The sequence below is a fragment of the Brevundimonas sp. 01N35 genome, from assembly GCF_056399785.1.
In genome coordinates, this window is record NZ_JBFTRZ010000007.1 from 1 (window position 1) to 26,040 (window position 26,040).

At 67.1% G+C, this 26,040-nt stretch carries 24 protein-coding genes and 2 tRNA genes; 10 read left to right on the forward strand and 16 right to left on the reverse strand.

Features of this window, described 5'->3' with window-relative positions; translation table 11 throughout:
• Positions 1-606: 606 nt before the first annotated feature.
• Positions 607-1,674 carry a PA0069 family radical SAM protein gene (locus tag AC1DJ5_RS08640; protein WP_477020323.1) on the forward strand — a complete coding sequence of 356 codons (1,068 nt, stop codon included), beginning with the start codon at positions 607-609 and terminating at the stop codon, positions 1,672-1,674.
• 37 nt (positions 1,675-1,711) lie between these two features.
• Here the strand turns inward: AC1DJ5_RS08640 and pcaD are convergent, their stop codons facing one another.
• From pcaD to AC1DJ5_RS08680, 8 genes are read right to left on the reverse strand one after another with little or no spacing between them, the layout of a single operon-like run.
• Positions 1,712-2,500 (reverse strand): 3-oxoadipate enol-lactonase, encoded by a 789-nt coding sequence (gene pcaD / locus AC1DJ5_RS08645; protein WP_477020324.1) that lies wholly within the window; start codon positions 2,498-2,500, stop codon positions 1,712-1,714.
• Positions 2,500-3,705: a 3-oxoadipyl-CoA thiolase gene (gene pcaF / locus AC1DJ5_RS08650; RefSeq protein WP_477020325.1), complete on the reverse strand. Its 1,206-nt coding sequence runs from the start codon at positions 3,703-3,705 to the stop codon at positions 2,500-2,502. Before pcaF ends, pcaD begins: the two co-directional genes overlap by 1 nt.
• 49 nt (positions 3,706-3,754) lie before the next feature.
• Positions 3,755-4,414, reverse strand: coding sequence for a 3-oxoacid CoA-transferase subunit B (locus AC1DJ5_RS08655; protein ID WP_441456174.1), 660 nt, complete (start codon positions 4,412-4,414; stop codon positions 3,755-3,757).
• Complete coding sequence (locus tag AC1DJ5_RS08660) at positions 4,414-5,136, reverse strand: CoA transferase subunit A (RefSeq protein ID WP_477020440.1); 723 nt, start codon at positions 5,134-5,136, stop codon at positions 4,414-4,416. The genes AC1DJ5_RS08655 and AC1DJ5_RS08660 overlap by 1 nt, the downstream gene beginning before the upstream one ends.
• Before the next feature lie 55 nt (positions 5,137-5,191).
• Complete coding sequence (gene catA, locus AC1DJ5_RS08665; RefSeq protein ID WP_477020326.1) at positions 5,192-6,112, reverse strand: catechol 1,2-dioxygenase; 921 nt, start codon at positions 6,110-6,112, stop codon at positions 5,192-5,194.
• Between the two features lie 46 nt (positions 6,113-6,158).
• Positions 6,159-6,449: a muconolactone Delta-isomerase gene (catC, locus tag AC1DJ5_RS08670; protein ID WP_441456176.1), complete on the reverse strand. Its 291-nt coding sequence runs from the start codon at positions 6,447-6,449 to the stop codon at positions 6,159-6,161.
• Between the two features lie 2 nt (positions 6,450-6,451).
• Entirely contained in the window at positions 6,452-7,600 is a 1,149-nt protein-coding gene (locus AC1DJ5_RS08675) for a muconate/chloromuconate family cycloisomerase (protein ID WP_441456177.1), read from the reverse strand.
• Positions 7,600-8,592: a LysR family transcriptional regulator gene (locus AC1DJ5_RS08680; RefSeq protein WP_441456178.1), complete on the reverse strand. Its 993-nt coding sequence runs from the start codon at positions 8,590-8,592 to the stop codon at positions 7,600-7,602. Before AC1DJ5_RS08680 ends, AC1DJ5_RS08675 begins: the two co-directional genes overlap by 1 nt.
• Before the next feature lie 394 nt (positions 8,593-8,986).
• Here AC1DJ5_RS08680 and AC1DJ5_RS08685 point away from each other — a divergent pair, with 394 nt between their 5' ends.
• The 3 genes from AC1DJ5_RS08685 to AC1DJ5_RS08695 are packed head-to-tail and all read left to right on the forward strand — an operon-like array spanning position 8,987 to position 13,154.
• Complete coding sequence (locus tag AC1DJ5_RS08685) at positions 8,987-10,474, forward strand: alginate export family protein (RefSeq protein WP_477020327.1); 1,488 nt, start codon at positions 8,987-8,989, stop codon at positions 10,472-10,474.
• Positions 10,475-10,502: 28 nt separating this feature from the next.
• Complete coding sequence (locus tag AC1DJ5_RS08690; RefSeq protein WP_477020328.1) at positions 10,503-12,257, forward strand: arylsulfatase; 1,755 nt, start codon at positions 10,503-10,505, stop codon at positions 12,255-12,257.
• Between the two features lie 6 nt (positions 12,258-12,263).
• Positions 12,264-13,154, forward strand: a complete 891-nt coding sequence (locus tag AC1DJ5_RS08695; RefSeq protein ID WP_477020329.1) for a formylglycine-generating enzyme family protein — start codon at positions 12,264-12,266, stop codon at positions 13,152-13,154.
• Between the two features lie 34 nt (positions 13,155-13,188).
• Here the strand turns inward: AC1DJ5_RS08695 and AC1DJ5_RS08700 are convergent, their stop codons facing one another.
• Positions 13,189-14,430, reverse strand: a complete 1,242-nt coding sequence (locus tag AC1DJ5_RS08700) for a class I SAM-dependent RNA methyltransferase (RefSeq protein WP_441456242.1) — start codon at positions 14,428-14,430, stop codon at positions 13,189-13,191.
• Positions 14,431-14,589: 159 nt separating this feature from the next.
• On the opposite strand from AC1DJ5_RS08700, the gene AC1DJ5_RS08705 reads away from it, so the two are divergent.
• Positions 14,590-15,225, forward strand: coding sequence for a glycine zipper 2TM domain-containing protein (locus AC1DJ5_RS08705; RefSeq protein ID WP_477020330.1), 636 nt, complete (start codon positions 14,590-14,592; stop codon positions 15,223-15,225).
• 242 nt (positions 15,226-15,467) lie between these two features.
• Here AC1DJ5_RS08705 and AC1DJ5_RS08710 read toward each other — a convergent pair whose 3' ends face one another.
• The 5 genes from AC1DJ5_RS08710 to AC1DJ5_RS08730 form a co-directional block, all read right to left on the reverse strand.
• Positions 15,468-16,202, reverse strand: coding sequence for a TlyA family RNA methyltransferase (locus AC1DJ5_RS08710; protein WP_477020331.1), 735 nt, complete (start codon positions 16,200-16,202; stop codon positions 15,468-15,470).
• Positions 16,199-18,946, reverse strand: a complete 2,748-nt coding sequence (locus AC1DJ5_RS08715; protein ID WP_477020332.1) for a valine--tRNA ligase — start codon at positions 18,944-18,946, stop codon at positions 16,199-16,201. Before AC1DJ5_RS08715 ends, AC1DJ5_RS08710 begins: the two co-directional genes overlap by 4 nt.
• A gap of 81 nt (positions 18,947-19,027) precedes the next feature.
• Complete coding sequence (locus tag AC1DJ5_RS08720) at positions 19,028-19,612, reverse strand: DUF2497 domain-containing protein (protein ID WP_477020333.1); 585 nt, start codon at positions 19,610-19,612, stop codon at positions 19,028-19,030.
• 169 nt (positions 19,613-19,781) lie between these two features.
• The gene (locus AC1DJ5_RS08725) at positions 19,782-21,263 is read right to left on the reverse strand and encodes a TolC family outer membrane protein (protein ID WP_441456186.1); all 1,482 of its coding nucleotides are present in this window, start codon (positions 21,261-21,263) and stop codon (positions 19,782-19,784) included.
• Between the two features lie 138 nt (positions 21,264-21,401).
• Entirely contained in the window at positions 21,402-22,031 is a 630-nt protein-coding gene (locus tag AC1DJ5_RS08730; RefSeq protein WP_441456187.1) for a protein-L-isoaspartate O-methyltransferase family protein, read from the reverse strand.
• Between the two features lie 134 nt (positions 22,032-22,165).
• Here AC1DJ5_RS08730 and AC1DJ5_RS08735 point away from each other — a divergent pair.
• Positions 22,166-22,239: transfer RNA gene (locus AC1DJ5_RS08735), tRNA-Cys, on the forward strand.
• A gap of 46 nt (positions 22,240-22,285) precedes the next feature.
• Here the strand turns inward: AC1DJ5_RS08735 and AC1DJ5_RS08740 are convergent.
• Entirely contained in the window at positions 22,286-23,098 is an 813-nt protein-coding gene (locus AC1DJ5_RS08740; protein ID WP_477020334.1) for a TrmH family RNA methyltransferase, read from the reverse strand.
• Between the two features lie 110 nt (positions 23,099-23,208).
• Here AC1DJ5_RS08740 and AC1DJ5_RS08745 point away from each other — a divergent pair.
• Both AC1DJ5_RS08745 and AC1DJ5_RS08750 read left to right on the forward strand, forming a co-directional pair.
• Positions 23,209-23,283: transfer RNA gene (locus tag AC1DJ5_RS08745), tRNA-Asn, on the forward strand.
• Between the two features lie 139 nt (positions 23,284-23,422).
• Positions 23,423-24,016 carry a dual specificity protein phosphatase family protein gene (locus AC1DJ5_RS08750; protein ID WP_441456190.1) on the forward strand — a complete coding sequence of 198 codons (594 nt, stop codon included), beginning with the start codon at positions 23,423-23,425 and terminating at the stop codon, positions 24,014-24,016.
• 154 nt (positions 24,017-24,170) lie between these two features.
• On the opposite strand, the gene AC1DJ5_RS08755 is transcribed toward AC1DJ5_RS08750, so the two are convergent.
• Complete coding sequence (locus tag AC1DJ5_RS08755; protein WP_477020335.1) at positions 24,171-24,908, reverse strand: hypothetical protein; 738 nt, start codon at positions 24,906-24,908, stop codon at positions 24,171-24,173.
• A gap of 99 nt (positions 24,909-25,007) precedes the next feature.
• On the opposite strand from AC1DJ5_RS08755, the gene AC1DJ5_RS08760 reads away from it, so the two are divergent.
• Both AC1DJ5_RS08760 and AC1DJ5_RS08765 read left to right on the forward strand, forming a co-directional pair.
• Complete coding sequence (locus AC1DJ5_RS08760; protein ID WP_441456192.1) at positions 25,008-25,613, forward strand: LOG family protein; 606 nt, start codon at positions 25,008-25,010, stop codon at positions 25,611-25,613.
• A 120-nt stretch (positions 25,614-25,733) separates the two neighbouring features.
• The gene (locus AC1DJ5_RS08765; RefSeq protein ID WP_441456193.1) at positions 25,734-26,030 is read left to right on the forward strand and encodes a DUF8200 family protein; all 297 of its coding nucleotides are present in this window, start codon (positions 25,734-25,736) and stop codon (positions 26,028-26,030) included.
• The last annotated feature ends 10 nt before the right edge of the window (positions 26,031-26,040 follow it).

The window sequence follows — 26,040 nt, forward strand, 5'->3', positions numbered from 1 at the left end:
CGCAAGGGAGGGCTCGCTTGGCCGGCGAACCGAAGCGGCGGCGGGAGCGGAGAGAACGGGGGTCTTGTCGGACCGTCAGCCTCTCGTCGCGCGCACCGGGCAAGGGAGCACCCAGCGGAAGGCGGCGATGGATCAGGCGGGCGGTTCAGGATGTTTCGCGGGCGGGGGAACGAGGCGAGCGCCTCTACCGTCGTTCCGTGGCCTCAAGTAGCGCGCAAGCGCGATAGGCCACAGCATCAAGACAAGACGCCGCTGGGGCCTAGCGACGGGGCGTTCGACCCGTCCGCCATAGAGGCTCCGGTCAGGGTCGAGGGGGTTACTCGGACCGTTCCAGGACCGCGTCGTCGCGCGGCCTGCCCGTCATGGGCGCCGGGGGTAGCCGCTAACAACGGCGCCTGCCCCGAGCTCATGTCCAACTCTTCGCGCGGGGCGCAGCGTCTTCGTCGAAACGGTAAAACTACAACCTCTCCGGGCGAAGGCCCGGCGCCCCGCCCAGCCCTCCGCCGCCCGCGTTCACGCGAGGCGGGCAAACCTGTTCCTCCCGCCTTCGAACGACGAAGACCTTTTCGTTCTTGATTTGTTCCGTATCTGTGGCACCCTCCCCTGATGAAGACGGCGATGAAGGGACGCGGCGCACGCTCCAACGACTCGGGCCGGTATGAAGCCGACCGGCGCGAGGAATTCGACGACGGCTGGACGGATCAGGACGAAGCGGCCGCGCCGCTGCGCACCACCCTCTCGCCGGAACACGCGCGCACCATCATCGCCAGGAATACGAGTCCCGACGTCGGCTTCGATCGCTCCATCAACCCTTACAAGGGCTGCGAACATGGCTGTATCTACTGCTACGCCCGTCCGTCCCATGCCTGGATGGGCCTATCCCCGGGTCTGGATTTCGAGAGCCGGATCTTCTTCAAGCCCGACGCGGCGCGTCTGCTGGAACAGGAACTCGCCAAGCCCCGATACGTCTGCAAACGCATCCACATAGGGGGCAACACCGACCCCTATCAGCCGGTCGAGCGCGAGACCCTGTCCACCCGCTCGATCCTGCAGGTCATGCAGCGGTTCCATCAGCCGTTCAGCATCATCACCAAATCGGTGCTGATCACCCGCGACGCCGACATCCTGGGGCCTATGGGGCGCGAGGGACTGGCCTCGGCCATGCTCTCCATCACCACCCTGGATCGCGGTCTGGCCCGCGCCATGGAGCCCCGCGCCTCCACGCCCGCCAAACGGCTGGAGGCCATCAGCCGTCTGGCCGACGCGGGCGTTCCGGTCGGCGTCGGCTTCGCCCCGGTCATCCCCGGCCTGAACGATCACGAGATGGAATCCATCCTCGAGGCTGCCCAGAAGGCCGGCGCCACCTCGGCCATGTACGTGACCCTGCGTCTACCGCTGGAGATCAAGGACCTGTTCCGCGAATGGCTGGCCGACGCCCGGCCCGAGCGCGCGGCCCGCGTCATGTCCCTGATCCGTCAGACGCGCGGCGGCAAGGACTACGACCCCGACTGGGCCCAGCGCATGAAGGGAACCGGCCCCGTCGCCGAACTGATCGCCGCCCGGTTCAAGGCGGCCGTCAAACGCTACGGCCTCGCCGCCCCGCGCACGCCGCTGGACGTGACGCAGTTCCGCGTTCCGGCGGCCTCTATCCGCCAGTTGGATCTGTTCGGCTAGAAGGGCGCCATGGCACGGCTGTGGCGGCGTCCAGTCGTCAGGCCAGAAGGAACTCGATGACCAGCCGCGCGAAGGCTTCGGGCTGTTCGACATTCGAAAGATGCGCCGCATCGATCTCGGCCAATGCCCCCTGGGCGACGGCGCGCGCCAGCCATGCGCCGTCCTCGACCGAGGTCGACGGGTCCTGCGTGCCCGCGATGACCAGGACCGGCGGCGTGATCAGGGACGCCGTCGGCCGCAGGTCCATATCCCGGATGGCGGCGCAGCAGCCGGCGTAGCCGGACGGGTCGCACGCCAGCAGCATCTCCCGGATCGGCGCGATGGCCTCGGGCGACCGCGACGGAAAGCCCGGGGTGAACCAGCGGGCAATGGACGCCTCGGTCAGCGGCGCCATGCCCTTGGCCAGAACGCCCGCGATCCTCGACTGCCAGCCCGAGGGCGGCCCCATGTAGGCCGAGGTGTTGGCCAGGACCAGTTTGCGGACCCGTTCCGGCGCGCGCACGCCCAGCCACTGGCCGACCATGCCGCCCTTGGACAGGCCGCAGAAATCGACCTGCGCCACGCCCACGGCGTCCAACAATTGCACCGCATCGCGCCCCAGGCGGTCCATCGAATAAGCCCCTGCGGGCGAGTCCGATCGACCGTGGCCCCGGCTGTCGTAACGTAGCACGCGATACCGCTCCGCGAAGGCCGCGATCTGCGGGTCCCACATATGCAGGTCCGTGCCGAGCGAGTTCGACAGCAGCAGCACCGGCGCGTCCTCGGGTCCGTCGAAGCGGTAGGCGATGCGGCAGCCGTCGTCCGTCGTGAAATGTTGCATCGCCATCAGACGCGCTCCACCGCCACCGCCAGCCCCTGCCCCACGCCGACGCACAGGGTGGCCAGGCCATAGCGGCCCTGGGTCTTCTCAAGCTGGTGCACCAGGGTCATCAGGATGCGCGCGCCGGACATGCCGAGCGGATGGCCCAGGGCGATGGCGCCGCCGTTAGGGTTCACCCGCGCGTCGTCGTCGGCGACGCCGAGGCCGCGCAGCACGGCCAGCCCCTGCGAGGCGAAGGCCTCGTTCAGTTCGATGGCGTCGAACTGGTCGATGGTCAGACCGTGGCGGGCCATCAGCTTCTGCGTCGCCGGGATCGGCCCGACGCCCATGATGCGCGGGGCCACGCCCGCCGAGGCCATGCCGATGATGCGCGCGCGCGGGGTCAGACCGTGGGCTTTCACCGCCGCCTCCGAAGCGACGATCATGGCGGCGGCGCCGTCGTTGACGCCCGAGGCGTTGCCCGCCGTCACCGTGCCGTCGGGGCGGACGATGGGCTTCAGCTTGGCCAGAGTCTCCAGCGTGGTGTCGGCGCGGGGGTGTTCGTCTGTGTCGACGACCGTGACCGCGCCCTTGCGGCCGACGATCTCGACCGGGATGATCTCCTCGGCGAAATAGCCCGAGGCCTGGGCGGCGGCGGCGCGCTGCTGGCTGCGGACCGCAAAGGCGTCCTGATCCGCACGGCTGACGCCATAGTCGGCGGCCACGTTCTCGCCGGTCTCGGGCATGGAATCAACGCCATAGGCCGCCTTCATCGCCGGATTGACGAAGCGCCAGCCGATGGTCGTGTCGTAGATGTGGGCAGCGCGCGAGAAGCCGCTTTCAGCCTTGGGCATGACGAAGGGAGCACGGCTCATGCTCTCCACCCCGCCCGCGATCATCACGTCGGCGTCGCCCGCCCGGATTGCCCGGGCCGCATCGCCCACGGCCTGAAGCCCGGAGGCGCACAGGCGATTGACCGTATTACCGCCGACGCTGTCCGGCAGGCCGGCCAGCAGGGCCGCCATGCGCGCCACGTTGCGGTTGTCCTCGCCCGCCTGATTGGCGCAGCCCAGGATCACGTCGTCGACGGCCGCCGGGTCCAGGCCGGCGTTGCGGGCGATCAAGGCGCGGATCGGCAGCGCCGCCAGATCATCGGCGCGCACCGAAGCCAGGCTTCCGGCGTAGCGGCCGACCGGGGTGCGGATCGCATCGCAGATGAAGGCATCGCTCATTTTGCGTCTCCTGTCGGCGCAGCCACGGACCGCGCCTGCTTGAGAAGGGTCATTGAACCGTCCCCGCATCGAAGGCCGCGCCGGTCTTCTGGCGCACTTCGTCCAGGGTCACGCCGGGGGCCAGTTCCAGCAGGGTCAGGCCGCCCTTCTTCTTGTCGACGGCGAAGACGCACAGGTCCGAGATGATCAGGTCGATCACACCCTGACCGGTCAGCGGCAGGGTGCAGTGTTCGAGAATCTTGGGCTCGCCGTATTTGTTGCAATGCTCCAGCACCGCGACGACGCGCCTGACCCCGGCGACCAGATCCATCGCCCCGCCCATGCCCTTCAGCATCTTGCCGGGGATGGTCCAGTTGGCGATGTCGCCGTTGGCCGCGACCTCCATCGCCCCCAGGACGGTCAGGTCGATATGCCCGCCGCGGATCATGGCAAAGCTGTCGGCCGAGCTGAAGAAGCTGGAGGTCGGCAGTTCGGTGATCGTCTGCTTGCCGGCGTTGATCAGGTCGGGATCGACCTCGTCGGCATAGGGGAACGGCCCCATGCCCAGCATGCCGTTCTCGGACTGAAGCGTGACGTGCACGCCCTCGGGAATGTGGTTGGCCACCAGGGTCGGAATGCCGATGCCCAGGTTGACGTAGTAGCCGTCCTTCAACTCGCGCGCGGCGCGGGCCGCCATCTGATCGCGGGTCCAGCCATGATCCTGGGCCATTACGACGCCTCCCTCTCGCGCGTGGTCAGCTTCTCGATGCGCTTTTCGTTGATGGTCGAGAGCACGATCCGATCAATGAAGATCCCCGGCGTGTGCACCTGGTCGGGATCAAAGGTTCCGGCCTCGACGATCTCCTCGACCTCGACGACCGTGATCTGGCCAGCCGTGGCCATGTTCGGATTGAAATTGCGGGCGGTCTTGCGGAACTGCAGGTTGCCTTCCGGGTCGGCGCGCCAGGCCTTGATGATCGACAGATCGGCGCGCAGCCAGCGCTCGCGCACGTAAAGCTCGCCGTCGAACTCCTCGACCGGCTTGCCCTCGGCCACGACGGTGCCGACGCCCGTCCTCGTGTAGAAGGCGGGGATGCCCGCGCCGCCGGCGCGAATGCGTTCGGCCAGGGTGCCCTGCGGGTTCAGTTCCAGCTCCAGCTCGCCAGACAGGAACTGGCTTTCGAACAGCTTGTTCTCGCCCACATAGGACGAGATCATTTTCCGAATCTGCCGGCTCTCCAGCAGCATCCACAGTCCGAAGCCGTCGGCCCCGGCGTTGTTGGAAATGACGGTCAGATCCTTGACCCCCGCCGCGCGGATTTCCGGGATCAGGCTTTCCGGGTTCCCCGACAGGCCGAAGCCGCCGGACATGATGGTCATCCCGTCGAACAGGACGCCCTCCAACGCCGCGGCGGGCGACGGATAGATCTTGCTGACCATTCGAAACTCCAGGTCCAGATGCGGCGACAAGCGTCCGCCGAAGCGGACGCTTGCTTCAACGTGGTCGTCAGGCCGCAGCGCGAACGCGGTGCGAGACTTCCTCTTCCGACTCGTCCTTCGTCGGATACATGACGAAGTCGAACTCGATGTCGGCGTACCGGCCTTCCAACCCGTATTTCTCGGCCGGTTCGCCGCCTTCGCGATGGTTCACGGCGGGGATCAAGTCCTCACGCGTGGCGTAGGCGAAGTCGTCGCGCAGGTAGGGGTCGCCGTCGATGTTGATCTGGGTCGTCAGGTGACGGTGATCGTCGGCCGAAGCGAAGAAGTGGATATGCGCCGGCCGATGACCGTGACGGCCCAGTTGCTTCAGGATGCCCTCGGTGGAGCCGCCCGGAGGACAGGCGTAACCCGACGGCACGATGGAGCGGAAGGCGTAACGGCCGTCTGCGTCGGTGATGATGGTCCGACGCAGATTGAAGTCGCTCTGCGTCTTGTCGAAGAAGGAATAGTTGCCCAGCGTATTGGCGTGCCAGACCTCGACCTTGGCGCCGGCCAGGGTCTTGCCGTTCACGTCGCGGACCTGGCCGTGCATGTACAGCAGTTCGCCGTGGTCCTCGCCGTCGTCCAGCCGGGCATAGCCCTGCTCGACCGGGGCGCCGGCGACATAGAGCGGCCCCTCGATGGTGCGCGGCGTGCCGCCCACGACGCCTGCCGCGGCGTCTTGCGCGTCGGCGCGGATATCCAGGAAGCGCTCGATGCCGAGGCCGGCGGCCCACAGGCCGTACTCCTGGGCGCCGGTCGAAGCATAGTTCAGGGCCTGCCAGAATTCGTCATCGGTGATGTCGAACTCTTCGATGGTGGCGAACAGGTCGCCGACCATGCGTTTGACGATGGCCTTCAGGCGCGGATCGCCGCTGACGGTGTCGGCGCCGCTCAGCTTTTCCAGAAGAGCTTGAACTTCGGGGGTATCAACAAGCCGCTCGGTCATTTCATTTCCTCTTATTGCTCTGGGCGGAACGGGGTGGCGACCGCGATCAGCGGTCGTCGTCATGGATCGAGGACGGGTGCCGGCACAGCGGCGTGACCTCGATGTTCATGAAGGGGAACAGCGGCAGGGTGCTGACGATGTCGTGCAGTTCCTGCACGTCAGCCACGTCGAACACGCTGACGTTCGAATACTGGCCGGCGATGCGCCACAGATGACGCCACTTGCCCTGTTTCTGCAGATCCTGGGCGCGCTCGCGCTCGATCCGCTTCAATTCGTCGGCGCGGTCGGGGTCGTAATCGACCGGGATGCGCACATCCATGCGAACGTGAAACAGCATGATCAGGCTCCTGCGATATGGGTCTTGCGGGCGGCGTCGCGGCGGAAGAAGGCGACCTTGTCGGCGTCCAGACGGACGCCCAGGCCGGGACCGTCCGGCACCTTCAGGCCGAAGTCCGCATAGGCCAGCGGCTCCTCCAGAATCTCCTCGGTCAGCAGCAAGGGGCCGAACAGTTCCGTCTGGAACGACAGATTGGCGAAGGTGGAAAACACATGGGCCGAGGCGGCCGTCCCCACGGGCCCTTCCAGCATGGTGCCGCCGTAAAGGCCGACGCCCGCCGCCTGAGCGATGGCGCCCACGGCGCAGGCCGCGGTCAGCCCCCCCGACTGGGCGATCTTGACCGCGAAGACGTCCGCCGCCGCGCTGGCGGCGAAGTCGAAGGCGCTGGCCGGGCCGGTCAGGGATTCGTCGGCCATGATGGGGATGGTGAAGCGTTGCGACAGACGCGCCATCGCCCCCCTCAGGTGGGCATCGACCGGCTGTTCGACCAGGTCGCAGCCGATGTCCTCAAGCATGCCGATGCCGCGCGCGGCGCTGGCCTCGTCCCAGGCCCGGTTGACGTCGACGCGAACACTGGCCCGGTCCCCCAGCGCCCGCTTGATGGCGGCCACGTGGGCGACGTCGTCGACCACGGCGCGCTTGCCGATCTTGAGCTTGAAGATGTTGTGGCGGCGCTCGGCCAGCATCCGCTCGGCCTCTTCAATATCCTTGGCCGTGTCGCCGCTGGCCAAGGTCCAGGCGACGGACAGACGCTCGCGACGACGACCGCCCAGCAGTTCGGACACCGGCAGGCCGACCCTCTGGCCCAGAGCGTCGAGCAGGGCCGTCTCTACGGCGCATTTGGCGAAACGATTGCCCGCGATGGCCCGGCTCAACCGGTCCATCAGTTGCGCGGGCCGCGTCGGGTCCGCCCCCAGGACCAGAGGAGCGAAATAGGTGTCGAGCGCCAGCTTCATGCCCTCGGGGCTTTCCTCGCCGTAGCTGAGGCCGCCGATGGTCGTGGCTTCGCCGACACCCACCGTGCCGTCCGAGCAGCGGATGGTCAGCAGCAGGATGGCCTGTTGCCGCATGGTCGTCATCGACAGCACGTGCGGGCGGATCGTGGGCAGATCCACCAGACAGGTCTCAAACGCGTCGATTGTCGTGGCCATCAGGCGGGTCCTTGATGCGAGGGGGCAGAGGCGCCGCCGGCGGCCCCATGGTCCTGGGTCTTGCTGGCGGCGGCGAAGGTTTTGACCTGGGCGCGGAAGCGCGCGAGCGTCGCCGAGCGGTTGTCGCGGCGATAGGACAGGCTGAGCCGGGTCATGGGCGCCGGCGCCCGCAGAGGCCGATATGACACGCCCAGACGCTGGCCGCCCTCGACGCTGGCGGGCACCAGGGAGACGCCCGCCCCCGCCGCGATCAGACCCAGGGCGGTCTGAACATCCATGGTTTCGTGGGCGATGGTCGGGGAAAAGCCGCTCTCGGCGCAGTGCCGCAAGATGGTGTCGGCGAAACTGGGACGCGGAAAACGCGGATAGAGGACGAAGGGATGGCGCGCCAAATCGCCGAGGGCGATCTCGCTCTGGGCCGCCAGCGAATCGACGTCGGGAAGCGCGACGATCAGAGGCTCCTCCAGCACGACCTCGTCAACCACCTCGGGATCTTCGATCCCGGGTCGCGCGAAGGCGACGTCGATCGTGCGCTCGATCAGACCGACCCGAAGCTCCGCGGTATTCATCGCGTGCAGCATCAGGTCGACGTCGGGGTTTTCGGTGCGAAAGGCGTTCAACGCCCGAGGCAGCAGGGAATAGGTCGCCGACCCGACGAAGCCGACATTGAGCACGCCGACGACGCCCTCCGCCGCCCGCCGGGCGATGCGCGTCGCCTCGACGATGCTGCTCAGAATAGAGCGAGCGCGCGGCAGCAGGGCCTCGCCGGCGACCGTCAGCCTGATCTGGTTGCGGGTGCGGTCGAACAGCGCCGCGCCGATCGCCGCCTCAAGCTCGGCCATCTGACGGCTGAGGGCGGGTTGGGCGATGCTGAGTCGTTCCGAGGCGCGGCCGAAATGCAGTTCTTCGGCGATGGCCACGAAGTAACGCAGGCGGCGGACATCGACGCCCGCGGCTTCGGCGAAAGGATCGACCACCTTCACGAGCGACACCTTCTATCGGTCGCTTCTGTGCGAACGGGTCCGGCGACGTGACTGGTCATGAAGTCGCTCCTTTCACTGGACCCTGCCTCTCTCAGCGCCGTGGAACACGCGCCGCATTGAGCAAAATCTGTATGCCGGGACTGAATTCCCAATAGCATTTCTCGAATACCTGATGCCGAAACGGCATGAAAGATCGGTCAACCATGCCGTTTCCTTCTGGCCCGCCGGCACAGCGCGCAGCTTCTCCGCCACCGCGCGAACGCGGGCCCGGAGAGGATCGTTCCTTCGCGTTCGCGGTCGCCCGAAAGGGATGCGCGCCGGCCGCGCTATCGCGTCATGCCGAAAAGATATTGGTCAGTCAGGTCCTCAACCCAAAGACTGAAAAGAAAAAAACGGAGGATCCATGAAGCATTCACCATCCCGCTACAGCTATGCCCTGGCGTTGACGATCGCGGCCGTCTCGCTGTCGGCGCAGACCGTGCTGGCGAGCGAAGCCGCCCCTGCTGCGGCGGAAACGGCCAAGGATCGTCCCGCCCTGCCGCCCCAGGCCGGCCTGGGGCCCCGCGTCGGCCCCTACTACCTGCTCCGGTTCAACGAAACCTCGGCGCCGGAACGTCCGGCCGGGGCGCCGACGACCGGTCTGAACGCCTTGAAATATATCCCGCTCAATGCGGCTGGCGACGTGACCCTGTCGCTGAGCGGCATGGAACGGCTCCAGTTCAACAGCTATTCCCACGAGAGCCTGAACAGCCAGAAATTCAGCGATCAACTGCTCATGCAGTTTCGCCACATCTATGGGGCCGACCTGCATCTGGGCTCCCATGTCCGCGCCTATGCCGAACTGGCCAGCGGGCAGGTCGGCGGTCGCGACATCGGCCCTCAGCCGCCGCGGCAGCGCAACGACCTGGCGCTTCAGCAAGCCTTTGTAGAGGTCGGCGGGGCGCTCGGTGATGGACGGGTCAGTGTCCGCGCCGGACGACAGGAGATCTGGCTCGGCAACGGCCTTCTGATCTCGACCCAGCCCTCCGCCAATATCCCGCAGACCTACGACGGCGTCACCGCGCAATACCGCTCCAAATCGGCGCGCGTCGATATCATCGCCGTCGAGAACGTCGCCAACAAGGACGGGGTTTTCGGCGATTTCAGCAACAGCGGCCGCAAGATCTGGGGCGCCTATGGCAGTTTCGCCCTGCCCCGTTCGCAGGATGGCGCCGTCGCGCTGAACATCGATCCCTTCTATCTCGGGTTCAAATCCACCCGCCTGGCCATGGCGGGTCTGGTCGGCGACGACGAGCGGCATGGACTGGGCGCACGGCTCTGGGGCAAGGCCGGCCCGGTGCAGATCGACACCACGGTCGTCCGCCAGGGCGGGACCTTCGCCGGACGCGATGTCGAGGCCTGGGCCTTCTATGGCGACGCCGGCTATGTAATCGAGTCCTCGCCGCTGAAGCCGCGCATCGGCGCTCGCTTCGACGCGATCAGCGGCGGCCAGGGCGACGACGGCAAGGTCCGCACCTTCAACCCCCTCTACACCGGTCAGCAATACTATGCGGCGAGCGGCTATCTCGCGGGCAGCAACTTGGTCGAGGCCGGGCCGACCCTGGCGTTCAACCCGAGCAAAGATGTGCGGGTTTCGGCCTATAATCGTTGGTACTGGAAACAGGACCGGGACGACGCCGTCTATGGCCGCGGCTTCACGCCCCTGCCCGGGACCGCCGGCGACACCGTCGGCTATGTCGGCATGCAACCCGACCTGACGGTCCAGTGGTCGATCAACCCCCACCTCACGCTGACGGCCGAAGCCGCCTATTTCGACGTGTCGGACGGTTTGAAACGCGCGGGCGGGCGCGACGTTTTCTACTCGCTCGTCGATCTGACTTTCATGTTCTGAGCCCCATCGAGAAACCCGGACCCCCGCCATGAAGATCGTGAAACGCCTGCTGCCGGCCCTTCTCGGCGGCGTCTCTCTCTTGAGCCTGTCCCCCGTCGCGCTTCAGGCCCAGACTGCATCTGCGCCTGCACCGATGACGGCGCCCGCCCCGCAGCGGGACATGCGCCCCAATATCGTATTGATCGTCGCCGACGATCTGGGCTTTTCGGATCTGAGCGCCTTCGGCAGCGAGATCGCCACGCCCAACATCGACGCCCTGGTCGAGAGCGGCGTGCAGCTGACCAATTTCCACGCCTCGCCGGCCTGTTCGCCGACCCGCGCCATGCTGATGAGCGGCACCGACAATCACATCGCCGGCGTCGGGACCATGGTCGAGGTGATCGCGCCCGAGCAAAAGGGCGTTCCGGGCTATGAGGGGGTGCTCAACGATACGGTAGTCCCCTTCCCCACGCTGCTGAGACAGTCCGGCTATCACACCTTCATGGCTGGCAAATGGCACCTGGGGATGAAGGACGAGCAGAGCCCGCAGGCGCGTGGCTTTGAACGGTCCTTCGTCTTGCTGAACGGGGGGGCCGACCATTTCACCCAAGGCGGCACCATCTACGCCGCGCCCAAGGCCAGCTATCGCGAAGACGGCGCCCTGGTCGACCTTCCCGACAATTTCTACTCGACCGACTTCTATACGAACCGCGTGCTGGCCGACATCAACGGCATCACGGACGGCAAGCCCTTCTTCGCCTATCTCGCCTACACTGCGCCGCATTGGCCGCTCCAGGCGCCCGACGCCTATCTGGCCCGATATCGCGGCGTCTATGACGTGGGCTATGAAGCCATCCTGCGCCAGCGCATCGAACGGATGAAGGCCAAGGGCGTGATCGGTCGCGACGTCACCCCGGCCGCAGCCCCAGGCGTCTGGCCCGAATGGAGCGAGTTGTCGGCCGAGCAACGCGCTTCCGAGGCCCGCCGGATGGAGATCTACGCCGCGATGATCGCCAATCTGGACGACAATATCGGCAAGCTGGTCGCCGAGCTGAAGCGCACAGGACAGTACGACAACACCATCTTCGTCTTCTTCTCCGACAACGGCGCCGAGGGCAGCGACGCCGAAGACATCAGCGAGAAGAACCGCGAGTGGATTCAGGCGACCTTCGACAACAGCCTCGACAATATGGGGCGGCGCAACTCCTTCATCGGCTATGGTCCCAACTGGGCGCGCGTCAGTTCGACCCCGTTCCGCATGTTCAAGGCCTTCAGCTATGAAGGCGGCACGCACACCCCGGCCTTCGTCGCCGGCCCGGGCATCCTCTCGGGCCTGATGAGCGACACCTATGTCGATGTGAAGGACTGGGCGCCCACCTTCCTGCAGATCGCCGGGGCGAAACATCCGGCGGACGAAGGCGCGGCCGTGCCCCCCATGCAAGGCTCCTCGGCCCTGCCCTTCCTGAACGGCCAAACCAATCGGGTGCATGCGGCGGACGAGACCATGTGTCTGGAGTTGTTCGGCCGCGTGGCGGTGCGCCAGGGCGACCTGAAACTGACCTACAGCAACAGGCCCTGGGGTACGGGCGCGTGGGAGCTTTACAACACGCGTAGCGACCCCGCCGAAGCCAACGACCTGAGCCAGTCTCACCCCCGCGAACTGGCGGCGATGCAAGGACAGTGGGAAGGATGCCAGAGAACCAATAATATCCTCTGGACCCCCTACATCGCCGGCAAGAACGACTATGGAAACACCAGCGTCCACTTCCCCGACCACCCGGTCGACGTTCGCACCAAGGACTGACCGCCCTTGAACCGGTTCCAAGACCCCGTGGCGATGGCGGCCCTTCCGGCCGGTGATTTCGTCATGGGGTCGGACCACCACTATCCCGAAGAACGGCCGGCCCAGCAGCGGCGGGTCGATCGTTTCGTCATCGACACCGTGCCCGTGACCAACGCCCGGTTCGCGGCCTTCGTCGCCGAAACGGGCCACCGGACATTGGCCGAAAGTCCGCTGAACCCGGCGGACTATCCCGGCTTTCCCGCCGAAATGCTGGTGGCGGCTTCTCTGGTGTTCACGCCGCCGCCGGGGCCCGTCCCCCTCAATGACCCCCGCCAATGGTGGAAGGTGGTTCCCGGCGCCGACTGGCGACATCCCCTGGGACCCAACTCCTCGATCGAGGGACGCGACCAGCATCCGGTCGTCCATGTCGGTTTCGCCGACGCCCTCGCCTATGCCCGCTGGGCCGGCAAGACCCTGCCCAGTGAGGCGCAGTGGGAATACGCCGCCCGCGCCGGCGGCAACAGCGAATATGTGTGGGGCGACATGCTTGAGCCCGAGGGCCGGCACATGGCCAATCTGTGGCAGGGCGCCTTTCCCTACCACAACAGCTTGGCCGACGGCTTCGATCGGACCTCGCCCGTGGCCAGCTTTCCGCCCAACGCCTGGGGCCTGTTCGACATGATCGGCAATGTCTGGGAATGGACGTGCGACGCCTATCAGCCAGACCACGCGGCGGCCCCGCCCGCCAAAAGCTGCTGCGGCGCCGACATCCGGCCATCAGCCAACCATTTCAAGGTGCTGAAGGGCGGATCACATCTGTGCACGCCCGATTATTGCAGGCGATACCGTGCGCCGGCCCGCCTGCCCCAGGCGACCGATACGACCGCTTCCCATATCGGCTTCCGCTGCTGCCTGTGACCGGAAGCGGCTCCCTGGTCGGGCGTCCTGAGACCTAGCGACGGAAGACGCCGACCAGTTCGACATGGGTCGACCACAGGAACTGGTCGATGGGGGAGACCTTCTCCAACCGGAAACCCGCGTCGATCAGGATGCGAGCGTCGCGGGCGAAGGTCTGGGGATTGCAGGACACGCCGACGACGACGCTGGCCTTGGTGCCGCCGATCTGTCCGGTCTGTTCCAGCGCCCCGGCGCGCGGCGGGTCCATGACGATGGCCTCGCAGCCCTTCAGGTCATAGGGCGACAGCGGACGGCGGAACAGGTCGCGCGCCTGGGCCTCGATGGTGCGCAGGCCCTGGGCCGTGCCGATCCCCGCCTTCAGCGCCGCAATGGACGCCGCCGACGAATCCGCCGCCAACACCCCGGCGACCTCGGCCAGAGGGAAGGTGAAGGTGCCCGCCCCGCAGAACAGGTCGGCGACCTTCTTGGCCCCGCGCACCGCCTCGACCGCCCGGCTGACCATCGCCGCCTCGGCCGCAGGCGCCGCCTGCAGGAAGGCCGCGGGCGGAAGGGGCACCGTCGCCCGGCCGAAGGTGATGCGTGGCTGGCGCGCCATCACCAGGGTGTCGCCGTCCAGGCTCAGCCGCGCCAGGTCGGCCTCCGCCGCCGCCGCAATGGCCCGCGCCGTCATGTCCGCCGTCAGCCCGCCAGACTTCTTCTCGACCCCGGTCACATCGACGTCCAGGCCGGTGTCGGTCAGCGTCACATGCAGGGTCGGGGCCGATTTCGGATGCCCCAGGAAGGGCGCCGCCACCTTAGCCAACGCCGGCAGGGCCGCCGTCAGCGCCGGATCGGAAACGGGGCAGTCGGTCAGCTCGACCAGCCGCCACGACCGCCGCGCCTTGAACCCCAGCAGAACGCGCCCGCCCGGACCGCTGCGAGCATGCAGCGCCAGCCGACGCCGACTGGCCTGCGGCACGGCGACGGTCGCCTCGACCTCGGTCTCGATTCCCTCGCGCGCCAGGGTCTGGATTACGATGTCCCGTTTCCACGCCAGATAGGGCGCGTCCGCCCAATGCTGCATCGGCGCGACGCCGCACTCGGCATAGGTCTCGGAATGGATGGGGCGGCGATCCGGGCTGGCTTCGATCAGGTCGAACTGCTCGACGCGCCCGTCCTTCACCTCGGCCGAAATCACGTCGCCCGGCAGGGCGCCCGGCACGAAGACGAGGCCGTTGGGCGTCTCGGCGATCCCGTCGCCCTGGTGGCCCATGCGGGCGATGGTCAGCGTTTGCATCATGACGCGGCTTCTAACCGTTCCCGCGCCAAATCTGAAACCTGAACGAAGATGAACGGGCCGATCAAAAGCCGTTCAGCTTCGGGGCCCTATCACGGGATGCAACAGACAGGGGACCGAAGCCGTTCAGCATCGGGACCTGTCAGAGGAACAAGAACGATGATCGGTCATCTGTCCAAAAAGGCTTCCGCCGCCGCAGTCGCCGCCCTCGCCGTAGCCGGCACGCTGATGCTTCCCGGCGTCTCCAGCGCCCAGACCTATGGCTACGGCTACCCGCCAGCCTATGGTTACAACAACAGCTACAGCTACGGTCAGGGCTATGACCCCTGCGTCCGCGACCAGCGCGATCGCACGACGACCGGCGGCGTGGTCGGCGCCACGATCGGCGCCATCGCGGGCTCTCAGTTGGCGGCGCGCGGCCGCCGCACCGAAGGCAGCGTCCTGGGCGGCGTCCTCGGCGCGGCTATCGGCGCGGGCGTGGGCAACAGCTCGGCCGCCTGCGACAGCCGCTATCCCTCGTCCAGCTACGGCTACGATCAATCCTACGGCCGCACCTATGTCCCGCCGGCCTACGGCTACGACAACTCCGGCTATGATCGCGGTTACGACGACAGCTACAACCGCGGTTACGGCTATGATCGCGGCTACGTCCAGCCGGCGCCGGACTACCGCTATCAGAACACCGACCCATGCCGCCTCGCCGAGAGCCGCATTCGTCTGCCCGACGGTCGCAGCGAGACGCGCTACGTGCGCACCTGCCCCGACCAGAACGGCCGCTATCGCGTCGTCGATTAAGTTTCAGCCCCCCTGTCGATCGACGACGTGACGGAAACCGCCGGTGGAGAAATCCCCCGGCGGTTTCTTTAATTCTGGATGTACCACGCTCTCTCCCTCCCCTTCATGGAGAGGGTGGCTGAGCCCGAAGGGCGAAGTCGGGTGGGGGCGCTTTTACAGATCAAGCGCTGCGCTCTGTATCGCCACGCCCTCCCCACCCGGTCGCTACGCGACCACCCTCCCCATGCAGGGGAGGGAGAAGTTCAGGCCCGCTTCGCCCAGAGCAGGAACTCGATGTTGCCGTCACCGCCGGCGATCGGGCTCTCCGCCGTCTCACGCACGGACCAGCCGACGCTTTCCAGCCAGGCGCGCACGCCCTCGACCGCCGCCGCATGGGCCTCGGGGTCCTTGACCACGCCCTTCTTGCCGGCGTCCTTGGGGCCAGCCCCTTCGAACTGCGGCTTGACCAGGGTGATCAGGTCCGCGTCCGGCGTCGCCAGCGCCAGCGCCGCCGACAGAACCTTCGACAGGCCGATGAAGCTGACGTCGCAAACGACCAGCGACGGGGCGTCCGGGATAATCGCAGGCGTCAAATCGCGCGCGTCCGTCCGCTCCAGATTGACCACGCGCGGATCGGCGGCGACCCTGGCATGCATCTGACCGAACCCGACATCCACGGCAAAGACCTGCGCCGCGCCGCGATCCAGGCAGACCTCGGTGAAGCCGCCGGTCGAGGCGCCAACGTCCAGCGCCACCCGCCCCTCGACCGCCACCGGCCACAGGTCCAGCGCGTGTTCCAGCTTCAATGCGCCGCGCCCGACCCAGCGGTGGGCGGCGACATAGCCGATCTCGGCGTCATGGCCGACGGACTGCGAGGCCGACTTGGCCGGCGCGCCGTCCACGGTGACCCCGCCGGCTTCGATCGCCGCCCGGGCCTTGGCCCGGCTTTCCGTCAGGCCCCGCGTGACCAGCAGTTGGTCCAGTCGAACCTTCCTCATGCGCCGGCCATCGCGTCCAGACGGGCCAAGGCCGCCTGAAGCTTGACCTTGCCCTCTTCGGCCTCGGCCAGTTTGGCGCGCTGCTCGTCGACGACTTCCGGCGCCGCGCGGGCGACGAAGTTGGGGTTGCCCAGCTTCTTGTTCACATGGCCGATGTCGCTGTCGAAGGCATCGATTTCCTTCTCCAGACGCGCGCGTTCGGCGGTCAGGTCGATGATCCCGGCCAGCGACAGGGCCGCCGTCGAGCCGCCCGAGACGAAGGTCACGGCCCCGGCCGGCGCGGCATCCGCCGAACCCACCTCGGACACCCGGCCCAGTGTCAGGATCAGGTCGCGGTGGCGCGTGATACGCTCGGCGGTCGTCGCGTCGGGCGCGATGAAGGCCAGCGGCGGCTTCGCCGACGGCGGCACGTTCATCTCGGCCCGCAGGCCCCGAATCTCGCCGACCAGATCGACCAGCCAGCCAATCTCGCCTTCCGCCGTCGCATCGATGAAGGCGTCAGGCAGGACGGGCCATTCGGCGCCGATCAGCAGGCTTTCACGCGCCGGGCCTTCCTTGCCCAGTTCGGCCCACAGTTCTTCGGTGATGAAGGGCATGACCGGGTGCAGCAGCTTCAGCGTCTGGTCGATGGTCCAGGCGGTCATGGCCCGCGTCTCGGCCTTGGCGGCTTCATCCGCGCCGTTGAACACCGGCTTGGCCAGTTCCAGATACCAGTCGCAGAACACGTTCCAGACGAAGCGGTACAGCAGGCTGGCGGCGTCGTCGAAACGACCGCCCTCGATGGCCTCCGACACGGCGCGCTCGGCCTTGGTCAGTTCGCCGCGGATCCAGCGGTTGATGGTCTGCTCGACGGTGGCGGGATCAAAGCCCTCGACGCGCTTGGCTTCGTTCATCTGGCTGAAGCGTGCGGCGTTCCACAGCTTGGTGCCGAAATTGCGATAACCTTCAATGCGCTGCTTCGACAACTTGATGTCGCGCGTACCCGACAGGATGGCCATGGTGAAGCGCAGCGGATCGGCGCCCAGTTCATCGATGATGCCCAGGGGGTCGATGACGTTGCCCTTGGACTTCGACATCTTCTGGCCCTTCTCGTCGCGGACCAGGCCATTGATGATGACCCGTTTGAACGGGACTTCGTCCATGAAGTGCAGGCCCATCATCATCATCCGGGCGACCCAGAAGAAGATGATGTCCGCCGCCGTGACCAGATCGCTGGTCGGATAGAAGCGCTCCAGGTCCTCGGTTTTCTCGGGCCAGCCCATGGTCGAGAAGGGCCAGAGAGCCGAACTGAACCAGGTGTCCAGAACGTCCTCGTCCTGCGTCAGCGCCACCTCGGAATCATAGTCCGCCATCGCCAGTTCGCGGGCGTCCTCTTCCGTCTCGGCGACGTAGATCTCGCCGTTCGGGCCGTACCAGGCCGGAATGCGGTGGCCCCACCACAGTTGGCGCGAGATGCACCAGGGCTCGATGTTGCGCAGCCATTCGAAATAGATCTTCTCGTACGACTTAGGCTCGAAGACCGTATCGCCCTGCTCCACCGCCTTCAGCGCGGGCTGGGCCAGGGTGTGGGCGTCGACGTACCACTGGTCCGTCAGCCACGGCTCGATGACCACGCCCGAGCGGTCGCCGTGCGGGACGACGTGCTTGGTCTTCTCGATCTCGCGCAGCCAGTTCTCTTCCTCGGCGCGGGCGACAATGGCCTTGCGCGCGGCGAAGCGATCCAGACCGACCAGTTCGGCGGGGATTTCCGGCACGTCGTCGTTGGTGATGCGCGCGAAGGCGTCCATCACGTTCAGCGCCGCCAGACCGGCGCGCTTGCCGACGCCGAAGTCGTTGAAGTCGTGCGCAGGCGTGATCTTCACCGCGCCCGAACCCTTGGTCGGATCGGCGTAATCGTCGGCGACGATGGGGATGCGACGGCCGGTGATGGGCAGGATCACGGCCTTGCCGACCAGACCCGCGTAGCGCTCATCCTCGGGGTGAACCGCGACGCCGGTGTCGCCCAGCATGGTTTCGGGCCGCGTCGTGGCCACGACGATGAAGTCGCGCGTTTCGAACTCGGTGGCCTTGCCGTCCTCGTCGAAGGCGACCGGGTGCTCATAGGTCACGCCGTCGGCCAGCGGATAGGCGAAGTGCCAATAGTGGCCGTCCTGCTCGCGCTGCTCGACTTCCAGATCGGAAATGGCGGTCTGGAAATGCGGATCCCAGTTCACCAGACGCTTGTCGCGATAGATCAGGCCGTCCTGATGCAGCTTGACGAAGACCTTGCGGACGGCGGCGTTCAGCCCCTCGTCCAGGGTGAAGCGCTCGCGCGACCAGTCGCACGACGCGCCCAGACGGCGCAGCTGGCGCACGATGGTGCCGCCCGATTCCGCCTTCCATTCCCAAATCTTGTCGACAAAGGCGTCGCGGCCCATGTCGCGGCGTCCGGGGCTGCCCGCAGCAGCCAACTGGCGCTCGACCACCATCTGGGTGGCGATGCCGGCGTGGTCGGTGCCGGGCAGCCACAGCACGGCCTTGCCCTTCATCCGGTGATAGCGGGCCAGGATGTCCTGCAGCGTATTGTTCAGCGCGTGCCCGATGTGCAGCGAGCCCGTCACGTTCGGCGGCGGGATGACGATCGAATAGGCGTCGGCGGCCCCATCGGTGGCCTTGGCGGCGCGCGGCGCGAACAGGCCGCTCTCTTCCCACTGGGCGTAGAGACGCGGCTCGGCGGCCTGGGGTTCGAAAGTCTTCTCGAGCATAGGAATGTCGTTTCTTGGAATGCAAAAGGGCGGCCCCGCCGGAGCCGCCCTCAGTGACTTAGTGTCTGGTGAAGCGAAGGGCTAGCCGGCGTTGCGGGCGATGCGTTCTACTTCCTTGCGTACCTGGCCCTCGACGATGCCAGGCAGGTTGGCGTCAAGCCAGTCCTTCAGCATGGGGCGCAGCATCTCGCGGACCATGGCCTCGACCGTATTGCCGCTCATGAAGGGCAGGTCCTGCGGCGCAGCGGCGGCGGGGACTTCCGGCTTCTGGAAGGTGGCGGCCAGACCGGCGAAGGCCGAGGCGGCGCTGGCGGCGGCGCTTTCGCCGACCAGGGAATCATGGACGGGCGTCGCAGCGGGCTCGGACGGAGGCGCCGGTTCCGCAGCCGGGAACGGCGCGACATCGGCGACATCCAGATCACCGATGGACTGGGCCGCGGGCGCTTCGTAGCGCTCGGTCAGCTCCAAAACCTCGTCCTCGATGATCGTCGGTTCTTCGGCCACGGGCGCGGCCTCAACCACAGGTTCCGGCTCCGGCGCGATCTCGACGACCGGCTCAGGCGCTACGGCGGCGGTTTCGGCCGGTGCGTCGTCTTCAGAGATGATCCGGCGAATCGACGCCAGAATCTCTTCCATCGTCGGTTCTTGGGCGGTCTGGTCGGTCATGGCGAACCTTGGGCGAGCGGGGCTGAACCTTGGAGGACCGCCGACAGGCGCCAGGCGGCGCGCGACGATCAGGGCCGGGCAAACAGACTCGCCCTCCCCTTGCACCTGTCGTCGCACCAACGCTCGTCGGAATCAACGAACGTTTTTCGCCTGTCAGGCTAATATCGCCTCAGTTGCGAGGCGCGGTGCGGACGATTTCGTTCTTCAGCTGGGCGTCGATCGGGGCGTCCTCTGCGTCGGCGGCGGGAACGATGCCGGGCGACGCGACGCGGTCCAGCGCCTCGACCACGCCGTCCCACGGCAGGGCGCCGCGGTTGCGGACCGCGTTGTAGTTGGCCTCGGCGTCATAGGCGTCGATCGAGGGATCCAGGTTCGGCCCGCCCAAGCGGCCCATGGCGGCCAGCAGCTGAGCCTGAGCGACGTATTGATTGCGATAGGCGCTGGCCAGGGTCACCTGGGCGTTGCGCAGCTCCAGCTCCTGGTTCAGCACGTCCAGCGTGGTGCGCAGACCGACCTGGGCCTCCTGACGCACGCCCTCGGCGGCGACCGAGGCGGCGCGGACGGCTTCCTGGCCGGCCTGAAGCGAGGATTTGGCGGCGACGGTCTGGGCGTAGGTCGAGCTGACGGTCTGCAGCACGCCGCGACGTTCGCCCTCGACGCCGATCTGGGCGGCGTTGGCGCGCTCCAGCGCCTGGGCCACGCGCGAGCGGTTCAGGCCGCCGGTGAACAGGGGCACCGACACGGTCGCGCCGGCGGTGAAGCTGGTGCGGTCGGTCAGGTCAAAGCCCGACAGATCGTTCGCCGTGCCGCCATAGGAGGCCGACAGACGCGCCGACGGCAGATACTCGGACCGCGCCGCCGCGACGTTGGCTTCGGCCGCCTGCAGGGCGTAGGTCGCGGCCAGGACGCCCGGGTTCTCGACCAGAGCCACATCCAGCGCGCCTTCGAAGTTGGTCGGCAGGCCCGGCAGGACCGGCAGGGCCTGCATATTCGTCGGCGCCTGGCCGACCACGGCGGCATAGGCTGCACGCGACACGGACAACTGGGCCTGGGCGTTGGCCAGATCGGCGTCCGACTGGGCCAGACGGGCTTCAGACTGGGCTACATCGGTGCGGGTGATCTCGCCCACTTCGAAACGGGCGTTGGATTCGTCGAGCTGGCGGCGCAGGACGGTGACGTTCTCCTGACGAACCCGCAGAATTTCCATGTCGCGCACCACGTCGGCGTAGGCTTGAACGACCGAGGCCATGACCTGCTGCTCGATATCGCGCAGGTTTTCGCGACCGGCGCGGACATTGGCCTCGGCGGCGTCGATGCCGCGCGCCGTGCGGCCGGCGGTCCAGATATTTTGGGCCAGGCTGACGCTGGCGTTGGCGCCGTCGGTTTCCGTCACGCCCAGACCGCCGGCATCAATGCGGGTGTAGCTGACGCCGCCGGAGGCACTGATGGTCGGACGCAGGCTCGAGCGAGCCTGGACGATGGTCTCATCCAGGGCGCGCTGGTTGGCGCGCTGGGCCAGCAGGGTCGGGTTGGTGCGATAAGCCAGGCCGATCGCTTCCTGCAAGGTCTCGGCCCCGGCCGGAGCTGCGCCCGCCCCCATGGCGAGGGTGACCAGAGCGACCGAAGCGAGCGCGCGCGAGCGTTTCAACATGAACCTGTTCCTGCCTGACGCTCCCGACGGGTGCGCCTGTGGTGCCTTGAACGGCGTAGTTGGAGGCAAGCCTCGCCTTACGCCAGTTAAGTTTTTTTCACGCAGGCGACGCCGAACTCCGTCGCCCCTTCCCCATACTCACAACGCGAAGGCGGGAGCCGGAATCAGTTCGGTCAGAACGGGCGGCGTCGCATCGAACAACTCTCGACGCGAAACCCCGTCGCGACCGCGCACATAAAGCACCGCCTTGCCCACCGGGCCCGAACGCTCGACCACTGCCAGACGACCGCCGGGACGCAGCGCAGCCAGCCACGATTCGGGACGCGCCGGCACGGCGGCCTCGCTGACGATCAGGTCATAGCCTTCGCCTTGCGGCTGGCTCAGAGGCGCGACGACGGTCGAGACGCCTTCGTCGGCCAGGGCCGCGCCCGTGACCTCGAACACGGCGGCGTCCGAATCCTGCACCGTGACGGTCAGACCCATGCGCGCCAGGACGGCGGCGGCGTAAGGCCCAGCCAGAACCAGCGCCTTCTCTCCAGCGCGGGCGTCCAGCGCCTGTATCAGCTTGCCCAGATCGCGCGGCAGCATCAGGCGACGGTCGCCGGCCACTTCCGGTTCAATATCGGCGTAGGCGGAGAAGGCGCGGTCGGCGGCGCAGAAGCGCTCGCGTTCGACGGCGCCGAAAGCGGCCTGCAGGTCACGGTCCGTGACGTCGTTCACCCGGACTTGTGAGTCCAGCATGACCTTGCGCGCAGCGGCGAAATCCATGGTTCCGAGGTCCTTCAGGTCGGCGTAAGCGAATAAATCTGCGGCGCTTATAGGTCCGTGCGTTGCAGCCGACAATCCGATCTGATAGCTGACGCCCCTCGCGATGGTGCAGCCCTCTGATTTGGGGGCTCAACGGCCTGATGGCGGAGTGGTGACGCAGAGGACTGCAAATCCTTGCACCCGGGTTCGATTCCCGGTCAGGCCTCCATCGCGAGCTAAACTTTCCATCCACTCCCTCCCCGCTCCGGGGCGCTCTACAGGGCGCCGCCCGCAGTCGTCAGATGATGCAGCGCCACCGCGCTGGTCGTCGCGACGTTCAGGGAATCGAATCCGCCCGACATGCGGATCGCCAGCGGGCGACAGCGCGCGATGACCTCGGGCGACAGGCCCGGCCCTTCCGACCCCAGCAATATCGCGGTGCGCGGCGCGGGCCTCAGTTCCGCCAACGTCTCGGTCGCCGACGGCGTCAGGGCCAGGACCTCGAAGCCGCGCGCCTCCAGCGCCTCGACCATCGCCGCCGCCGTCACCCCCTCGACGAAGGGGGTGCGCAACACCGCCCCGACCGAGACCCGGATCGCCTTTCGGTAAAAGGGATCGCAGCAGGTTTCGTCCAGCAGCAGGCCTGCGGCCCCAAAGGCCGCCGCATTACGGAACAGGCCGCCCATATTGTCGTGATTGCCAATGCCGCAGGCCCCGACCACCACGGCGCGCGCGGACAGCCCATCCAGAAACGCCTCAAGGCCCAGCCGCTCAGGCTTGCGCCCCAGCGCCAGGATGCCCCGATGCAGATGAAAGCCGGCGATGGCGTCCAGCACGTCCTGCGGAGCCGTATGGACCGGCACATCCTCCGGCAGCCGCTCCAGCACGTCGCGCAGCGCCTCCAGTCGTTTCTCCGCGATCAGGACCGCCACCGGCGCGCAGCGCGACGCGGCCGAGGCCAGCACGCGCAGCACCACCTCGCCTTCCGCGACGAACAGGCCCTGGCGACCGGTCAGGTCGCGCTCCTTCACGTCGCGAAAGGCTGAAATGCAGGGATCGGCGGGGTCAGAGACAGGGATCAGATTCATGCAGAGCCTTTTAGCCTGACCCGTTGAATAAATTTCGGCGTTTTCTGCGTTTTAGCCGTTGCATGAATCAAAAAGGCGCTGCTATACGGCGGCCTCCCCCGAGGGGATGTTCCGCGGTAGCTCAGTGGTAGAGCAGCCGACTGTTAATCGGCTGGTCGTAGGTTCGAATCCTACCCGCGGAGCCACTCGGGGTGATTATCTTGTTGTCACTGACAACTCGGCAAACTCCCCCAGAGCTATCCAGAACATCGGCGCTGACGGCATGACTTGGCCGTCTCATCCCGCCCCTCGGAAAAGCGCCGTAATCCGAGCGCACCTCAAGCCATGACCCTGCTTCAAAAGACTGGCGGACGTCTCAAGCGTCCCTTGCAGGTCGTTGGATTCGTCGTCGGCGCCAGCTTGGTCGCTATCCTCGCCTACGCCGCGGTGCTGATGGCCACGGGCAATTTTCATACCGTCGTCGCCGGCGAGCTGTATCGCTCGGCCCAGCCTTCAGGCGCCTCCATCGCGGCCTATCAACGCGAACACGGGGTCCGCGCCATCCTCAACCTTCGCGGCGAAAACCCCCACGCCGCCTGGTATCGGAACGAAGTCGCCGCCGCCCGACGCCTCGGCATCCAACATATTGATTTCAGGATGTCGGCGCGGCGAGGCATCACGAAGGAAGAGGCCTGGCGGCTGATCGACGTCATGGAACAGGCGCCCAAGCCCCTGCTGATTCACTGCGAATCCGGCGCGGACCGCAGCGGCCTGGCGTCAGCCCTGTATCTGGCGGCCGTCAAACGCTACGGCGAAGAGATCGCCGAGCGGCAACTGTCCATCCGTTACGGCCACATCGCATCGCCGGCCGCCAAGGGCTGGGGCATGACCGTGACCTTCGAGGACATGGAGCCGTCGCTCGGCTTCCCGGAAAGCTGACCCCCGCACCCGCGCGGCGCAAAAAAAGGCCCGACGCATTCGCGCCGGGCTTAAAGTCATTCGGTGATGGTGGGTGTCCTCGAAGAAAAAGAAGACGGGGCATTTGATCGGCGTGTTTGGTTAATCAAACGTAAACCCTCCGCCAGCCGCCCCTTCAGGCATCGGGAAACCAACTGGTCTGCCGCGCTGTCGAGGACAGGGCGCGGGTCAGTCGCCACCCCTTGCCCGCGCGCACGACCTGGCCGTCAGCCGAGGCCGCCGGCCCCGGATAGTCGAACGCGACGTCGCCGATCTCGAGCCTGAGCGGATGGTCGCCCGCGCTCGACAAGCCTGCGGTCCAGCGCCCGTCGTCGCCGGCGACGACTTGAACGGCGACGCCCGCGGCCCTTACCGTCACCCTTGCCCCGGGGTCAGCGCGCCCCGACACGACCAGGCCACGGCCGTCGCCGTCCACGGCATCAAGGGCCGGCGCAAGACCCAGCCTGCGACTGGCCCCGCCGTCGGACAGCAGGGCCGCCAGAGGCGCGTCTCCACCGATCAACAAAAGCTGCTCACGCCCTGGCGTCCGCGACTGCCCCGACTGAATTTCGGGAATCAGAACCAGGGCGGCGCCCGGCGGCGGCATCCGGATCTCAAACCGCCCGGCTCGGTCGGCGCTGGTGGCGAATCCTGCATTCTGACCCGTTCGAAGGACCACCCGCGCGCCCTGCGCCGCATGACCGCGAACGATCAGACCATCCGCTCGCCGTTCGACGCCGGTGACGAGAGGCGGCGTCACCCATCCCCCATCCTGCGGCGCTTCCTCGCCCGCCGTCCGCTTCTCGGAGGGGCTGCACGCCGTCAGCAGCAGCCCCGCGGCGAGCGTTCCCGCCAAGGTCGCCGCCTGCAACATGACATTCCGACGTTTCATCCTGCCCCGCGTAGCGATATGCCTGTCGCATCAGATAGCGCGGCCGACGCCGCCCTGTCTCCCTTCCTATATCGAGGCCCCATGTCTTTGCCGCCCGCCAACATCGCTCCTTTCGACGGCCGTTCGGTCTGCCTGTTCTGCGGTTCGTCCGACGGCGCTGATCCGCAGTACGTCCAGGCCGCCAGCGCCTTTGGCAAGGCGGCGGCCGAAGCTGGCTGGCGCCTGGTCTACGGCGGCGGCGGCGTCGGCCTGATGGGGGCCTCGGCCCGCGCCGCGCACGAAGCGGGCGGCCGGGTCGTCGGCATCATGCCGGCCTTCCTTCGCAGCCGCGAACGCCTGTTCGACGACGTGGAGACCGTGGTCGTCACCTCGATGCACGAACGCAAGCAGCTGATGTACGATCAATCCGACGTCTTCGTCGTGGCGCCCGGCGGCATCGGCACCCTGGAAGAGGCCATCGAGCTGCTGTCGTGGAAACGGCTCGACCTGCACGCCAAGCCGGTCATCTTCCTGAACCTGAACGGCTTCTGGGAAAACTACTTCGCCCTGATCCGCCACAGCGTCGAAGAAGGCATGACGCCCGCCAGCTTCCTGGACGCCTACATCAGCGTCGACACGGTCGAAGAAGCCGTCGCCGTCATGAAAATGGCCGAGGAAACGCCCCACTTGAAACATGATCGTCGGTAAGTAATCGTGGGTCACTAAACGCCGATCCGTTATCGACAGAAGGCTGCGTTGACAGTTTTCTAAAAAAATGGACTATGGCGCCGCTGGGCCGTGCGCCCGCCCCATTTTGGAGACTTGCCTATGCGTGCTCTTCTCGCCGCCGCCGTCCTGTTCGTCGCCGCGCCTGCCTTCGCCGCCGATGCCCCGGCCACCAGCCTGACGCTCGCGGATGCGGCCAAGGCCCCGGCTGGCCGCGTCATCGTCGACGGCGCCGCCTGGCGCTGCGAAGGCGCGGCCTGCACCGCCACGGGCGGAACCAGCCAACCCGCCGCGCGCGCCTGCCGCCGCGTAGTCGCCAAGCTCGGCCCGGTCACGGCCTTCAGCTACAAGGGCGAGGCCTTGGATCAGCAGGCTCTGGCCGTCTGCAACGCCGGCTGATCCAGCCTCC

What these genes read in the sequence shown, in the direction of transcription:
- AC1DJ5_RS08675 (WP_441456177.1), bottom strand. Translation starts at nt 7,600, where the DNA reads ATGGCCACGACAATCGACGCGTTTGAGACCTGTCTGGTGGATCTGCCC.
- catC (WP_441456176.1), bottom strand. Translation starts at nt 6,449, where the DNA reads ATGCTGTTTCACGTTCGCATGGATGTGCGCATCCCGGTCGATTACGAC.
- AC1DJ5_RS08710 (WP_477020331.1), bottom strand. Translation starts at nt 16,202, where the DNA reads ATGAGGAAGGTTCGACTGGACCAACTGCTGGTCACGCGGGGCCTGACG.
- AC1DJ5_RS08750 (WP_441456190.1), top strand. Translation starts at nt 23,423, where the DNA reads ATGACCCTGCTTCAAAAGACTGGCGGACGTCTCAAGCGTCCCTTGCAG.
- AC1DJ5_RS08740 (WP_477020334.1), bottom strand. Translation starts at nt 23,098, where the DNA reads ATGAATCTGATCCCTGTCTCTGACCCCGCCGATCCCTGCATTTCAGCC.
- AC1DJ5_RS08765 (WP_441456193.1), top strand. Translation starts at nt 25,734, where the DNA reads ATGCGTGCTCTTCTCGCCGCCGCCGTCCTGTTCGTCGCCGCGCCTGCC.
- AC1DJ5_RS08715 (WP_477020332.1), bottom strand. Translation starts at nt 18,946, where the DNA reads ATGCTCGAGAAGACTTTCGAACCCCAGGCCGCCGAGCCGCGTCTCTAC.
- catA (WP_477020326.1), bottom strand. Translation starts at nt 6,112, where the DNA reads ATGACCGAGCGGCTTGTTGATACCCCCGAAGTTCAAGCTCTTCTGGAA.
- AC1DJ5_RS08700 (WP_441456242.1), bottom strand. Translation starts at nt 14,430, where the DNA reads ATGCAAACGCTGACCATCGCCCGCATGGGCCACCAGGGCGACGGGATC.
- pcaF (WP_477020325.1), bottom strand. Translation starts at nt 3,705, where the DNA reads ATGAGCGATGCCTTCATCTGCGATGCGATCCGCACCCCGGTCGGCCGC.
- AC1DJ5_RS08690 (WP_477020328.1), top strand. Translation starts at nt 10,503, where the DNA reads ATGAAGATCGTGAAACGCCTGCTGCCGGCCCTTCTCGGCGGCGTCTCT.
- AC1DJ5_RS08640 (WP_477020323.1), top strand. Translation starts at nt 607, where the DNA reads ATGAAGACGGCGATGAAGGGACGCGGCGCACGCTCCAACGACTCGGGC.
- AC1DJ5_RS08725 (WP_441456186.1), bottom strand. Translation starts at nt 21,263, where the DNA reads ATGTTGAAACGCTCGCGCGCGCTCGCTTCGGTCGCTCTGGTCACCCTC.
- AC1DJ5_RS08655 (WP_441456174.1), bottom strand. Translation starts at nt 4,414, where the DNA reads ATGGCCCAGGATCATGGCTGGACCCGCGATCAGATGGCGGCCCGCGCC.
- AC1DJ5_RS08730 (WP_441456187.1), bottom strand. Translation starts at nt 22,031, where the DNA reads ATGGATTTCGCCGCTGCGCGCAAGGTCATGCTGGACTCACAAGTCCGG.
- AC1DJ5_RS08685 (WP_477020327.1), top strand. Translation starts at nt 8,987, where the DNA reads ATGAAGCATTCACCATCCCGCTACAGCTATGCCCTGGCGTTGACGATC.
- AC1DJ5_RS08720 (WP_477020333.1), bottom strand. Translation starts at nt 19,612, where the DNA reads ATGACCGACCAGACCGCCCAAGAACCGACGATGGAAGAGATTCTGGCG.
- AC1DJ5_RS08705 (WP_477020330.1), top strand. Translation starts at nt 14,590, where the DNA reads ATGATCGGTCATCTGTCCAAAAAGGCTTCCGCCGCCGCAGTCGCCGCC.
- pcaD (WP_477020324.1), bottom strand. Translation starts at nt 2,500, where the DNA reads ATGGCGATGCAACATTTCACGACGGACGACGGCTGCCGCATCGCCTAC.
- AC1DJ5_RS08755 (WP_477020335.1), bottom strand. Translation starts at nt 24,908, where the DNA reads ATGTTGCAGGCGGCGACCTTGGCGGGAACGCTCGCCGCGGGGCTGCTG.
- AC1DJ5_RS08760 (WP_441456192.1), top strand. Translation starts at nt 25,008, where the DNA reads ATGTCTTTGCCGCCCGCCAACATCGCTCCTTTCGACGGCCGTTCGGTC.